The organism is Pararhizobium polonicum (genome assembly GCF_001687365.1).
Lineage (GTDB): Bacteria > Pseudomonadota > Alphaproteobacteria > Rhizobiales > Rhizobiaceae > Pararhizobium > Pararhizobium polonicum.
On record NZ_LGLV01000013.1, the window covers coordinates 224,438 to 237,516 of the forward strand.

13 protein-coding genes are annotated in these 13,079 nt (G+C 63.4%); 6 read left to right on the top strand and 7 right to left on the bottom strand.

What is annotated here, in order from left to right; all coding sequences use genetic code 11:
* Window positions 1-75 precede the first annotated feature (75 nt).
* Window positions 76-1,143, bottom strand: a complete 1,068-nt coding sequence (locus ADU59_RS20975; RefSeq protein ID WP_068956143.1) for an ABC transporter substrate-binding protein — start codon at window positions 1,141-1,143, stop codon at window positions 76-78.
* A gap of 78 nt (window positions 1,144-1,221) precedes the next feature.
* Between ADU59_RS20975 and ADU59_RS20980 the strand changes: the two genes are divergently transcribed.
* Window positions 1,222-1,896, top strand: a complete 675-nt coding sequence (locus ADU59_RS20980) for a response regulator (protein WP_068956145.1) — start codon at window positions 1,222-1,224, stop codon at window positions 1,894-1,896.
* Window positions 1,896-3,287, top strand: a complete 1,392-nt coding sequence (locus ADU59_RS20985; protein ID WP_068956147.1) for a sensor histidine kinase — start codon at window positions 1,896-1,898, stop codon at window positions 3,285-3,287. The genes ADU59_RS20980 and ADU59_RS20985 overlap by 1 nt, the downstream gene beginning before the upstream one ends.
* Here ADU59_RS20985 and ADU59_RS31340 read toward each other — a convergent pair.
* Window positions 3,284-3,406, bottom strand: a complete 123-nt coding sequence (locus tag ADU59_RS31340) for a hypothetical protein (RefSeq protein ID WP_274534236.1) — start codon at window positions 3,404-3,406, stop codon at window positions 3,284-3,286. The genes ADU59_RS20985 and ADU59_RS31340 overlap by 4 nt on opposite strands.
* Window positions 3,407-3,783: 377 nt before the next feature.
* On the opposite strand from ADU59_RS31340, the gene ADU59_RS20990 reads away from it, so the two are divergent.
* Window positions 3,784-4,779: an MDR family oxidoreductase gene (locus ADU59_RS20990; protein ID WP_068956149.1), complete on the top strand. Its 996-nt coding sequence runs from the start codon at window positions 3,784-3,786 to the stop codon at window positions 4,777-4,779.
* A gap of 13 nt (window positions 4,780-4,792) precedes the next feature.
* On the opposite strand, the gene ADU59_RS20995 is transcribed toward ADU59_RS20990, so the two are convergent.
* Both ADU59_RS20995 and ADU59_RS21000 read right to left on the bottom strand, forming a co-directional pair.
* Complete coding sequence (locus tag ADU59_RS20995; protein ID WP_068956151.1) at window positions 4,793-5,620, bottom strand: MerR family transcriptional regulator; 828 nt, start codon at window positions 5,618-5,620, stop codon at window positions 4,793-4,795.
* A 27-nt stretch (window positions 5,621-5,647) separates the two neighbouring features.
* The gene (locus ADU59_RS21000) at window positions 5,648-5,893 is read right to left on the bottom strand and encodes a type II toxin-antitoxin system RelB/DinJ family antitoxin (RefSeq protein ID WP_068956153.1); all 246 of its coding nucleotides are present in this window, start codon (window positions 5,891-5,893) and stop codon (window positions 5,648-5,650) included.
* A gap of 262 nt (window positions 5,894-6,155) precedes the next feature.
* Between ADU59_RS21000 and ADU59_RS21005 the strand changes: the two genes are divergently transcribed.
* Window positions 6,156-7,433, top strand: coding sequence for a 4-aminobutyrate--2-oxoglutarate transaminase (locus ADU59_RS21005; RefSeq protein ID WP_068956155.1), 1,278 nt, complete (start codon window positions 6,156-6,158; stop codon window positions 7,431-7,433).
* A 150-nt stretch (window positions 7,434-7,583) separates the two neighbouring features.
* A complete protein-coding gene (locus ADU59_RS21010; RefSeq protein ID WP_068956157.1) occupies window positions 7,584-9,041 on the top strand; it encodes an NAD-dependent succinate-semialdehyde dehydrogenase in 1,458 nt (485 codons plus the stop codon).
* Between the two features lie 9 nt (window positions 9,042-9,050).
* Here the strand turns inward: ADU59_RS21010 and ADU59_RS21015 are convergent, their stop codons facing one another.
* The 3 genes from ADU59_RS21015 to ADU59_RS21025 are packed head-to-tail and all read right to left on the bottom strand — an operon-like array spanning window position 9,051 to window position 11,689.
* Window positions 9,051-9,260, bottom strand: a complete 210-nt coding sequence (locus ADU59_RS21015) for a type II toxin-antitoxin system VapB family antitoxin (protein ID WP_068956159.1) — start codon at window positions 9,258-9,260, stop codon at window positions 9,051-9,053.
* Between the two features lie 45 nt (window positions 9,261-9,305).
* The gene (locus tag ADU59_RS21020) at window positions 9,306-10,493 is read right to left on the bottom strand and encodes a CaiB/BaiF CoA transferase family protein (protein ID WP_068956161.1); all 1,188 of its coding nucleotides are present in this window, start codon (window positions 10,491-10,493) and stop codon (window positions 9,306-9,308) included.
* Window positions 10,494-10,501: 8 nt separating this feature from the next.
* On the bottom strand, window positions 10,502-11,689 hold the full coding sequence (locus ADU59_RS21025) for an acyl-CoA dehydrogenase (RefSeq protein WP_099050896.1): 1,188 nt from the start codon (window positions 11,687-11,689) through the stop codon (window positions 10,502-10,504).
* Window positions 11,690-11,828: 139 nt separating this feature from the next.
* Here ADU59_RS21025 and ADU59_RS21030 point away from each other — a divergent pair, with 139 nt between their 5' ends.
* On the top strand, window positions 11,829-13,076 hold the full coding sequence (locus tag ADU59_RS21030) for a M24 family metallopeptidase (protein WP_068956163.1): 1,248 nt from the start codon (window positions 11,829-11,831) through the stop codon (window positions 13,074-13,076).
* The last annotated feature ends 3 nt before the right edge of the window (window positions 13,077-13,079 follow it).

Genomic DNA, 13,079 nt, shown 5'->3' on the forward strand with positions numbered 1-13,079 from the left:
ACCACAGCAAGCTGTCATTTACCTGACATCGGCAGGGCCTTGCCGGATTAATCTCCGCCAATTTTCGCGTTTCGTCTACTGGAGCCGCAAAACTTCGTTCCAGCGGGCAATCAGCCGCGCCCGCTTGACCTGATCGAGATAGACCATCAGCCCGGGGCTGACCGGAACCGGCCGCAACTGCGCACCGAGCATTTCGCGCATGGTGCTGGCTGTGTTGGTTCCCGCCACATCCGGGCTGACGGCGGGGATCTGCAGCTCGCGCGCCATGATCGTCTGGCCTTCCTTCGACATGAAGAACTCCAGATAGCGCCGCCCGAGATCCGGCGAGGCGGCGGCTTGCGGCACCAGTCCGATGCGCGACATGACGACGGTGTAGTCCCGCGGTAGCACGATGCCGACATCCGGATGGCGTGACGCCCAGTCGGCGGCATAGGAGCCGAGGATATTGTAGCCGAGCACGAAACGGCCGTCGGACACGCGCTCGAGGATGGCCGAGCTGGTCGAGTAGAGCTTGACCCCGGCGGCGCCCATCGCCTGGATCACCGACCAGATATCGCCGAACTGCTCCTGGTCGCGCGCCATGAACAGGAAGCCGACGCCGGAGCGTTCGATGTCGTAGGTGCCGATCTTGCCGAAGACGGCGCTTCCCTGCCGCTTGAGATAATGGACGAACTCGGCCCGTGTCGAGGGCGGCTTCTCATCGATAAAACTCGGTTTGTGATAGACGAAGACGGCCGGCTCGAAGGTCAGGGCATAGGCGGTGTTGCGCCAGTTGGCCCAGGCCGGCCAGCGGCCGCTCATCGGCAGGTCGCTGCGCTGGGCATAGCCGTCATTGCTGAGCTTGACCTGCAGGTCCATGGCCGAGGAAAAGGCGAAATCGGCGGTCTTCTCGCCCGCATCGGTTTCCTTGACGATCCGGTCGTAGATCTCGCCGGTCAGCATGTCCTCGTAGCGCACCGCCACATCCGGATTGGCGGCCTGGAAACCGGTGATCATCGGCGTGGCCAGCGGCACGTCGAGCGAGGAATAGACGTTGACCACCGGTGCCTCCGCATCGCCCGACAGGGCCGGAAACAGCACCGGCTGGGCGGCGGCGGGCAGTGAAAATCCGCTAAGAAGGCTGAGAACGGCAAGGAAACGCATAAAACGATATTGCCGCAGCGTCGGCCCGTTCACAAGCGCAAGCGCGCCCGATAGAGTGGCATCAGGGAGACAGCGGATTTGCGGATACTACTGGTCGAGGACAACAAGGCGCTTTCGGAAGGGCTTGTCGCCATCCTGCGCGGCAGCGGCTATGCGGTCGATGTCGTTCATGACGGCGCTTCGGCCGATGCCGTGACATCGACCGAAGCCTTCGATCTCGTCATCCTCGATCTCAACCTGCCGGAAATGGACGGTCTCGACGTGCTGCGCTCGATGCGGGCGCGGCAGAACAAGGCGGCGGTGCTGATCCTGACGGCGCGGGGCACGCAGGAAGAGAAGATCAGGGGGCTCGATCTCGGTGCCGACGACTACATGATCAAGCCCTTCGACATCAGCGAATTCGAGGCCCGCGTCCGGGTTCTGCTGCGCCGGCAGGCGGGACTTCGCTCGTCGCTGGTCAGCTATGGCAGCGTGTCGTTCGACCTCAATTCGCGAACGTTCTCCGCCGGCGGCGTCACCCTCGATATCCCGGCCCGCGAGCTTGGCCTGCTCGAAATCCTGTTCATGCGTGCCGGCAAGGTCGTCGCCAAGGAGGCGATCATCCAGTCGCTGACGGCCTTCGACGACGATCTCAGCGCCAATGCCATCGAGCAATATGTCAGCCGGCTGCGCAAGCGGCTGGCGCCGCACGGGCTGACGGTGCGCACGGCGCGGGGCATCGGTTATTATCTCGATAAGATGGCGGCCGCCTGATGGCGCGGGCGGCCTATTCGCTTCGTCGCGGGCTGCTTGCCTGGCTGCTGATCTCGACCGCCGTCATCGGCGCGCTCGCCCTGACCGACACCTATCGGGAAGCCGTCAACACGGCGAATGTCGTCTCCGATCGCGTACTCGCCGGTTCGGCTCTGGCGATCGCCGAGCGGGTGGTGGTCGCCGAGGACGGTTCGCTTGAGGTCGATATCCCCTATGTGGCGCTGGAGATGCTGACGTCGGCGGCGCAGGACCGGGTCTTCTACCGCGTCGATGGCCCGCCCGGACAGTTCATCACCGGCTATCAGAACCTGCCCTCGGTCGCCGACATGAACGGCCAGTCGGCCGTCTATGCCGATGCCCAGTTTCGCGGCGAGCCGATCCGGGTCGCCGCGCTGGAGCGTTCCGCCTCGACCGGCATCAACTCGGTGCCTTTCGTCGTCACCGTCGCGGAAACGACGATCGCCCGGCGGCAGCTGACGCAGGCCATTCTGCTGCGCTCGGCATTCCGGCTGATGATGATGATCCTCGGCGCCGCGGCCATCGTCTGGATCGCGGTGACGTTTTCGCTCAGGCCGCTCTACCGCCTCGGCGACGCGATTGCCGAGCGCAGCCCCGCCGATCTTCATCCGATCGATCAGTCGGTGCCGAGCGAGGTCGAGGGGCTGGTCGAAACGGTCAATTCCTTCATGGTGCGGCTGCAATCGGCACTCGATGCACTCAGGCATTTCTCCGGCAATGCCAGCCACCAGCTGCGCACGCCGCTCGCCATCATCCGCACCCAGCTGGCCCTGTCCGCCCGCGCCACGACTTTGGAGGAAGCGCAAGCCGCCGCCCGCAAAGGTGACGAGGCCGTTGCCCATGCCGAGCGCATTCTGGCGCAACTGCTGCTGATGGCAAAGATCGATGCCGCCGGATCGACGGAGCCGCAGCCGCTCGAGGTCATCGACCTGATGCCGCTCGCCCAGCAGATCACCGGCGATCGCGTTCCCGGCGCCAGCGACGCGGGCATCGATCTCGGTTTCGAGGGCGAAGGCAAGGCCTTGATCCGGGCCGAGCCGCTCCTGATCGGCGAGCTTCTGCGCAACCTGATCGAAAACGCCATCGCCTATGCGGGCAAGGGTGCGGAGGTGACGGTTCGTGTTGGCACGCAGGACGGCGCGATCCGGCTCGACGTCGAAGACAACGGCCCCGGCATCCCGCCGGAAAGCCGGCAGGTCGCACGCCAGCGTTTCGCGCGCGGCGGACGCGGCGAAGCACCGGGAATGGGGCTGGGACTTCCGATCGTCGAGGAGATTGCCGGTCTGTTCGGCGGAGATCTCACGCTGGGCGAAGGGCCGGATGGCAGGGGGCTGAAAGCCTCGGTGACATTTCCGGCCGCACTGTCTGCCTAGCGGTTACGGCCTGTCATAAGCGAGGTCGTTTCACGGGTCTGAACGAGAAGGATCGCGTTCCAGATCATCTGGACAAAACCGCGATCAGACGGGCTCGACAGCTTGCGCTGCGAAAACATGGGATGCTCCATTGGTTTGTTGCGGGGGTGAGATAGCACTCTTTCAGGTATTTCTCCAGAGGGAGAAAGGCAAATCTGCCTTGCGCGGCAAGCATGGCAGGTAAACAGAAAAATAGTCTTGATTTGACCGGTGATATTCCAAGTAAATGGCGACGATATACATCTACTGTCTGATTGATAATAGCCTGCCGATTCAATGCTTTGCTTGACGTTTTAACGAGAGGCCCGATGGATGGTTTGCGCTGATCATTTCAGCTCCGCAGCGACCGGTTTGCGCCCGGCGATGGGAGTGCCGTTGCGCCCGTTTCCGCCTTTCGTCCAAATGGCTTTTCATATTTTCTCATGCCATGTTGCCCCCACACGGACGGGAGAAAACCATGACGGATCATTTCAGGGCGCTTGTGATCGAGGATCGTGACGGCAAGCCGGTGAGCGGCTTCAAGGACCTGTCACTCGCCGATCTTCCGGATCACGATGTGCTGGTCGAGGTGCTGTTTTCGACGCTCAACTACAAGGATGGTCTTGCGGTCTCCGGCAAGGGCCGGATCGCCCGCCGCCTGCCCATGGTGGCCGGCGTCGATCTCGCCGGTATCGTCGTCGAATCCCGCAATCCGGCGTGGCGGCCGGGTGACAGGGTGGTGGTCAACGGCTGGGGCATGTCGGAAACCGAGTGGGGCGGCTACACGCGGTTCCAGCGGCTGAAGCCGGAATGGTTGACCCGCCTGCCGGATGCCTTCACCCTGGAGGAAAGCATGGCGATCGGTACCGCCGGATACACGGCAGCCCTTGCCATTGATGCGCTCGAAGCCTGGGGCAAGATCAAGACGGATGCGCGCGAGGTTCTCGTCACCGGTGCCGCCGGTGGCGTCGGTTCGGTGGCGATCACGCTTCTTGCCAGCCGTGGATACAGGGTCACCGCCTCGACGGGGCGCCCGGAAACGCACGGCTACCTCTCAAGCCTCGGCGCCACGGGCTTTGTCGATCGGGCCGAACTGGCGGACAAGGGCGGCGCGCTGCAGAAGGAGCGCTGGGCGGGCGCCATCGATTCCGTCGGCTCCACCACGCTGGCCAATGTGCTGGCGCAGACCGTCCAGAGCGGCGCGGTCGCCGCCTGTGGTCTTGCCGGCGGCGCCGATCTGCCGGCAAGCGTGATGCCGCATATCCTGCGCGGTGTGGCCCTTCTCGGCATCAATTCGGTGACGGCGCCGCATGCCGAGCGTGACAGGGCCTGGGCCATCCTGTCGGAAAGCCTCGACCGTCAGCGTCTGGCGGACATGACGACGGTCGAGCCCCTGTCGAACCTGCCGCAGCTGGCGCAAGACATCGTCGCTGGAAAGATCCGTGGCCGCGTCGTGATCGACGTGGCGAAATAAACATCCGCCGCCGTCAAAAGGTCGGCGGCGTGTTGATCCATAAGAGCACCGTCTCGCCGTCGTGCCGGTTCGACCAGGCGTGGTGGCGGCGGCTTTCGAAATAGAGGGAATCGCCGGGGCTCAGGTCATGGAACTGGTCGGAATCGAGCACGAACTCCACCCGGCCCGACAGCACATAGACGAATTCCTCGCCCTCGTGCTTGTAGGCGCCCTCGCTGGAGGCGCCGGGCTCCAGCACGAAGCGATGGCAATCCATCTGGTTGCGGCCCTCGGCCAGCAGCTGCACGGTGACACCCGGCGTCGTGCGCGGCCAGGCCCGCCATTCGCCGGAACGCACCAGGGCGCGCACCTCCGGCTCGTCTTCGCCGGAAAGGCTGGAGACCGTCGTTCCGAAATATTCGGCAAGATTGTGCAATACCGCGACGGAGACGCCCTGCGAGGTGCGTTCCAGCGTCGAGAGAACCGACGCCGCGATGCCGATCTCGCCGGCCACCTGCTCCAGCGTCTTGCCGGCCGCATGGCGCAGGCTCCGCAGTTTGCGCCCGACCTGCGATTGCGGGATGACGTCGCCTGCAAGAGCCAGTCCGCTCTCGTCGAGCTCGCTCGCTTCGGCCTCCAGCGCTTCGCGAATGGCGGCGGGATTGAGGCCGCGTTCGGCGCGAAACCAGGAAATGCGCTTCAGTTGCGCGACATCGCCTTCGCTGTACTGGCGATGACCGGTGACGGAGCGCTCCGGCACGACCAGTCCTTGCGTCTCCCAGAGCCGCAGGGTCGACGCGGAAACGCCGGCAAGCCTTGCCGCCTCCGCAACCTTGTATCGAACTGCCATGGCATCGCTCATGAGCCGCCACACGAAAGGGTCATGCGATCAATGTTCCAGATCGCGAAACAGGTCTTCGCCGCTGTCGAGGCGGCGCGAATGGCGGTCGGTCGCCGGCGCAACATCGGCCTCCGGCACTTTCAGCTCGAAGGGCAGGCGCTTTTCTTCGGCAATGCGCAGCATCAGCAGGCGAATGGCGTCGGACACCGAAAGCCCCATGGCATCCAGCGCCGCGATGGCTTTTTGTTTCGTTACTGAATCGATGCGGGCACGGATAATGGCATCTGCGGTCATGGCATCATTCTCCTGATAGCTACGCGCGACAATGATACGGCCATCGCCCTGAAAAACCGTTGCCGGGCATCGGCCGCCAAATTTCTAGGTGTTCGAAGTGTCGACAATATCCATGCGGTGTTTAAGGCATCAACGTAGCCACACATGCCGCACCGCACAAGGAAAAGCATCACGAATGCTCACTTTCCGATCACTATAATTAATTTGCAAACCTACAGAAAAAATATAGGATTTGCGCAAATCCCCTTCCTCACACTTTAGGATGACAGCCGTGACCAGTTTGACCGATCGCAAGAACGCAGCCATTTCCCGTGGTGTGGGCATGACCACGCAGATCTATGCGGATCGCGCCGAAAACTCCGAAATCTGGGACAAGGAAGGCAATCGCTATATCGATTTTGCCGCCGGCATCGCCGTGGTCAACACCGGTCATCGTCATCCGCGCGTCATCGAGGCCGTCAAGGCGCAGCTCGATCGCTTTACCCATACCTGCCATCAGGTCGTGCCTTACGAAAACTATGTCGAGCTTGCCGAGCGGCTGAATGCCATCTTGCCGGGCGACTTCGCCAAGAAGACGATTTTCGTGACGACAGGCGCGGAAGCGGTGGAGAACGCCGTCAAGATCGCCCGCGCTGCCACCGGCCGCCAGGCCGTCGTCGCGTTCGGCGGCGGCTTTCACGGCCGCACCTTCATGGGCATGGCGCTGACCGGCAAGGTCGTGCCGTACAAGGTCGGTTTCGGCGCCATGCCGGCCGACGTCTTCCACGTGCCGTTTCCGGTGGAACTGCAGGGCGTATCCGCCGACCAGTCGCTGGCGGCCCTGAAGCGCCTTTTCGCCGCCGACGTCGATCCGAACCGTGTTGCAGCCATCATCATCGAGCCCGTGCAGGGCGAGGGCGGCTTCTATCCGGTGCCGACCTCCTTCATCAAGGCGATCCGCGAGATCTGCGACCAGCACGGCATTCTTCTCATCGCCGACGAAGTGCAGACCGGTTTTGCCCGTACCGGCAAGCTCTTTGCCATGGAACATCACGGCGTCGCCGCCGATCTCGTGACGATGGCCAAGGGGCTCGGTGGCGGCTTCCCGATCGCAGCCGTGACAGGCCGCGCCGAGGTGATGGATGCTCCCGGCCCCGGCGGCCTTGGCGGCACCTATGCCGGTAGCCCGATGGGCGTTGCCGCTGCCCACGCGGTTCTCGACATCATCGAGGACGAGAAACTCTGCGAACGTGCCGAACAGCTGGGCGGCCGCCTCAAGCAGCGCCTTGCGGCGATTGCCGAACAGGCCCCGGAAATCGTCGATATCCGTGGCCCGGGTTTCATGAATGCCGTCGAGTTCAACGATGTGAAGACCAATCTGCCGAGCGCCGATTTCGCCAATCGCGTCCGCCTGATCGCGCTGGAGAAGGGCCTGATCCTGCTCACCTGCGGTGTGCACGGCAATGTCATCCGCTTCCTGGCACCGATCACCATTCAGGACGCGGTCTTCGCCGAGGCGATGGACATCCTGGAAGCCTCGATCCTGGAAGCGCGGGCCTGACAAGCCCTTCGGCCTCTTGACCTCTTCTGTCGGGCGGCAGCTCTCTGCTGCCCGATGGACCCGGCCGCTTTTATCGGCTATCGGCATTGTCCCGCGACGACATATGCCGCCCTGCGCTTGCCTTGCGCGGACCGCCAGAAAGGATCACCGATGATCTTTACCGAAACGCTGATCGCCCATGTCAAGGAGCCGCATCTGCTCGGGCTGGTGAATGCGGCCGGTCCGCTCGCAGCAAAAACCTTCGACGTGCACAATCCTTCGAACGGCGCGCTGCTTGCCACCCTGCCGGACATGGGCGTGGCGGAAACCCGCACCGCCATCGACGACGCCTATGCGGCGCAATTTCCCTGGGCCGAGCGCCCGGCGGGCGACCGCAGCACGACCTTGCGCCGCTGGCACGATCTGGTCATCGCCCATATCGACGATCTCGCGGCCATCCTGACGGCCGAAATGGGCAAGCCGCTCAACGAGGCCCGGTCCGAAGTGCAGCATGCCGCCGCCTATATCGAATGGTATGCGGAAGAGGCCAAGCGCGTCTATGGCGAGACCATTCCCGCGCCCTCGACAGACCGCCGCATGCTGGTGATCAAGCAGCCGGTCGGTGTGGTCGGCACCATCACCCCCTGGAATTTTCCGGCATCGATGGTGGCGCGCAAGATTGCGCCGGCACTGGCGGTCGGCTGCACCATCATCCTGAAGCCTGCCGAACAGACGCCGCTGGTGGCGCTGGCCATGCATGCGCTGGCCGTCCGCGCCGGTTTTCCGAAAGGTGTCTTCAACCTCATCCTCGCCTCCGAAGGCGATGCGATCGGCCGCGAACTCTGCACCAATCCGCGCGTGCGCAAGATCAGCTTTACCGGCTCCACCGAAGTCGGCCGCATCCTGATGCGGCAATGTTCCGACCAGATCAAGAAAGTCAGCCTCGAACTCGGTGGTAGCGCGCCCTTCATCGTCTTTGACGATGCCGATATCGATGCGGCGGTCGATGGCGCCATTCAGGCCAAGTTCCGCAATGCCGGCCAGACCTGCACCTCTGCCAACCGCATCTACGTCCAGGCCCAGGTCCATGACGAATTTGCCCGCAAACTGGCCGCCGAAGTGGCAAAGCTCAAGGTCGGAGACGGTTTTTCCAAAGGCGTCACCATCGGGCCGCTAATTGATGCCCGAGCGATCGAAAAGGTCGAAACGCATGTCAACGACGCGATCGCCAGGGGTGCGACGCTGCTCTGCGGCGGCAAACGCGTCTCCGGCGCCTTCTTCGAGCCGACCGTGCTTGCCAATGTCGGCAAGGGCATGCTGGTCGCCTGCGACGAAACCTTCGGGCCGGTCGCCCCGATCATCCGCTTCGAGACGATGGAAGACGTCATCCTGCAGGCCAATGACACGATCTACGGCCTCGCCGCCTATTTCTTCGCCACCGAACTGAAGAAGGTCTGGCGCGTGGCCGAGGCGCTGGAATACGGCATGATCGGCATCAACACCGGCCGCATGTCCTCCGAAGCCGCCCCCTTCGGCGGCCTCAAGCAATCCGGCATCGGCCGCGAAGGCTCCCGCCACGGCGCCGAGGATTATCTGGAGATGAAATATCTCTGCATGGGGAATATTTGAAGGCGGAGGTTATTCGGAATTTTCATCGTCCCACGGGCGGCGGCGTGGAATATCCTCCAAATCCGGCTGGCTGCCGCCAAGCTCCGCGAGCCGCCTTCCGGCCTCTTTATGTATAAGCGATTGCAAAGCATGCCTGATGACGGCCGACTTCTTTGTCAGTCCGGTATACATCTGCGCCCTCGCAAACATTTCATCATCCAGAACCACAGTGACACGCATCAATCCGATCTCCTTAAAGGAAGATGCAGATTTACCACTGAATGATCACTGTTTGAACGCCTCAGGCTTCATCCCGATTTCGGCCAGCACCTCGTGCGTATGCTCCCCAAGCCTTGGTGCGCCGCGATTCAGCGCAAGGTCGGCATCGGAAAACTGAATGGGCGTGCGCACGCCCGGTGCCGTTCCCGATGCAGAGCCGGTGTGAGGCGTATCGACCCGCATGCGGCGATGGAGGATCTGCGGATCGGCGAAGACGTCGGCCACCGTATTGATCGGCCCGCCGGGCACGCCGGCCGCTTCCAGCATGGCGAGCAGCGTGTCGCGGTCGAATGTCTGCGTCCGCGTCGTCAGTTCCGGTGTCAGTGTGTCGCGGTGTTTGACCCGCTCGGCATTGGTCAGATAACGCGGGTCGGTCGCCAGATGGTCGAGACCCAGCAGCGTGCAGAACTTGACGAATTGCCGGTCATTGCCGACGGCGACGATCAGGTGGCCGTCGGAGACCGGAAAGACCTGATAGGGCGCGATATTGGGATGCGCATTGCCGAGGCGGCGCGGTGACTGGCCCGAAACGAGGAAATTCAGCGCCTGATTGGCGAGAACCCCGGTCATGCTATCGAGCAGCGCCATGTCGACCTGCTGGCCAACACCGGTGCGCTCACGCATGTGAAGGGCTGCCTGAATGGCGATGACGCCATAAAGACCGGTGAAGATGTCGGCAAAGGCAACGCCGATCTTCTGCGGTTCACCTTCGGGGTCGCCGGTCAGGTCCATGATGCCGCTCATGCCCTGGATGATATAGTCATAACCGGCGCGATGGGCATAAGGCCCGTCCTGCCCAAAGCCGGTAACCGAGCAGTAGATCAGCCGCGGATTGATCGTTTTCAGGCTCTCATAGTCGAGCCCGTATTTGGCGAGGCCGCCGACCTTGAAATTCTCCAGAAGCACGTCCGACTGCGCCGCCAGCCGCCGCACCGCCTCCTGCCCCTCTTGCGTGGTGAAATCGAGAACGACGGAGCGCTTTCCCCGGTTGCAGGCATGGAAATAGGCGGCATCCAGATGGCCGCCGCCTTCGCCCTCGATAAAGGGCGGCCCCCAGGTGCGCGTATCGTCGCCGGCCGGGCTTTCCACCTTGATGACGTCGGCGCCGAGATCGGCGAGCGTTTGGCCGATCCAGGGGCCTGCGAGGATGCGGGCAAGTTCGAGAACCTTCAGGCCCTTCAGCGGCGCTTCCATCGCCGCGCTCAGAAGAAGGCCTGCAGCCCGGTCTGGGCGCGGCCGAGGATCAGGGCGTGCACATCATGGGTGCCTTCATAGGTGTTGACCGTTTCCAGGTTCACCATATGGCGCATCACCTGATAATCCTCGGAAATGCCATTGCCGCCATGCATGTCGCGGGCGGCGCGGGCGATATCCAGCGCCTTGCCGCAATTGTTGCGCTTGACGATGGAGATCATCTCCGGGGCCATGCGGCCCGCATCCATCAACTGGCCGACGCGCAGCGACGCCTGCAGCCCCAGCGTGATTTCCGTCTGCATGTCGGCGAGCTTCTTCTGGAACAGCTGCGTCTGCGCCAGTGGCTTGCCGAACTGCTTGCGGTCGAGACCGTATTGCCGCGCCGCATGCCAGCAGAACTCGGCCGCGCCGAGCGCACCCCAGGAAATGCCGTAGCGGGCGCGGTTGAGGCAGCCGAACGGACCCTTCAGGCCCTCGACATTCGGCAGCAGCGCATCCTCGCCGACCTCGACATTATCCAGCACGATTTCACCGGTGATCGAGGCGCGCAGCGACAGCTTGCCGCCGATCTTCGGGGCAGACAGACCCTTCATGCCCTTTTCCAGCACGAAGCCGCGGATGGCATTGCCATGCGCTTCGGATTTCGCCCAGACGACGAAGACATCGGCGATCGGCGCGTTGGAAATCCACATTTTCGAACCGGTCAGCCGGTAGCCGCCATCGGTTTTCACCGCCCGCGTCTTCATGCCGCCGGGATCGGAGCCGGCATCCGGCTCGGTCAGGCCGAAACAGCCGATCCACTCGCCGCTGATCAGCTTCGGCAGGTATTTCTGGCGCTGCTCCTCCGAGCCATAGGCATGGATCGGGTAGATGACGAGGGAAGACTGCACGCTCATCATCGAGCGATAGCCGCTATCGACGCGCTCGACTTCACGGGCGACCAGACCATAGGCCACATAGGACGCGCCGACGCCGCCATAGGTCTCCGGCACCGTCACGCCGAGCAGGCCGAGTTCGCCCATTTCGCGGAAAATCGAGGGATCGGTTGTCTCGTTGCGATAGGCGTCGATGACGCGCGGCTGCAGCTTGTCCTGCGCATAGGCGCGGGCGGTGTCGCGGATCATCCGCTCGTCTTCAGAGAGCTGATCCTCCAGAAGAAATGCATCGTCCCACTGGAATTCCTGTCTGGCAGCCATGTCTTCCTCCGTCACTTTCCTTCTTGTATCCGTTATGGCAAGCCGGGCAGGGTGACACAAACGAAAATGCGGCATCGTCTCATGCGCTGCGGGAATGGCGGCCGGCAAGATGAACAAGCGATTTTGACAGGAAGACGGCATGGCTCACCTCGACAGGACACGCGCATCGCAACGGATGGAGAGTGCGGGGATCGATGCCCTGCTGTTGCTGTCGCCGGAGAGTTTTACCTATGCGACGGGCGCACCCGCCGGTGTCGCCACCATGTGGCGGCGGGCGGGCGCGGTTGCCGCGATCGTTCCCGCCGATCCGGCCGTGGCGGACGCTGCCGTCGTCACCGATCTGTTCGAGGCGGCCTTCCGGGCCTCCAGCACCATTGCCGATATCCGCATCAACCCGATCTGGGTCGAGACCGGCGATATCCGGGGACTGGACGACAAAGCGCTTGTCCCGGAAGAGCTGATCCAGGCGGCCTGGGGCAAACAACAACGCCCCGCCGGCTTCCAGCGCCCGGAGACATTTGATGCTGCCAACGGCTTTCGCCTGGCGGCTATGCTTCTTGCGGAGCGCGGATTGGACAAGGGCCGGATCGGCGTCGAGTTCGACGGACTGTCCGTCACCGATTTCCAGCTGCTTTCAGCGGCATTGCCCGATGCCGCGCTTGTCGATGCGTCCGATCTGGTTCGCCGGCTGAAAATGATCAAGTCACCCACCGAGATCGGCTATCTGCGCACGGCCGTCGCGCTTGCCGAAGCCGGTATCGTCACCCTGCGCGAAACCATCGAGATCGGTGTCAGCCGCGATGCGCTGGCCGCCGCCTGGGAGAGGGGTGCCCGGGCCGAAGCGGCGCGGCGCGATGTCCAGAACCTCACCGGGCTTTGGGAATATGTCTCGGTCGGAGAGAACCCGTGGACCCGGGGCGGCGTGGTCGGGCGCGGCGATCTGATCAAGGTCGATGTCGGCTGTCTGATCGCCGGCTATACATCCGATACCGGCCGCACTTTCGTCAGTGGAGCACCTTCGCCGCTTCAGGCCCGGCTGTTCGATGCCCTGCAGGCCGCCTATGATGCGGGCCTGCCGCTTCTGAGGCCCGGCATCGCCATGAGCGCGGTGCACAGGGCCGCGACCGAGGCGATGGCGAAGGCTGGTTTTCCCGGTTTCACGCGCGGCCATTTCGGCCATGGGCTGGGTGCCGGCCTCGGCAGCGAGGAATGGCCGTTCCTGTCGCGTCAGTCGGATGTGGTCATCGAGCCGGGCATGGTGCTGGCCTTCGAGACGCCATGGTACGTGGATGGCGCCGGCGGCATGATCATCGAGAACCAGCTGCTGATCACCGCCGATGGCCACGAGATCATGAACCGGTTGCCCAGCGGCCTCGTTTCCCTCTGACGG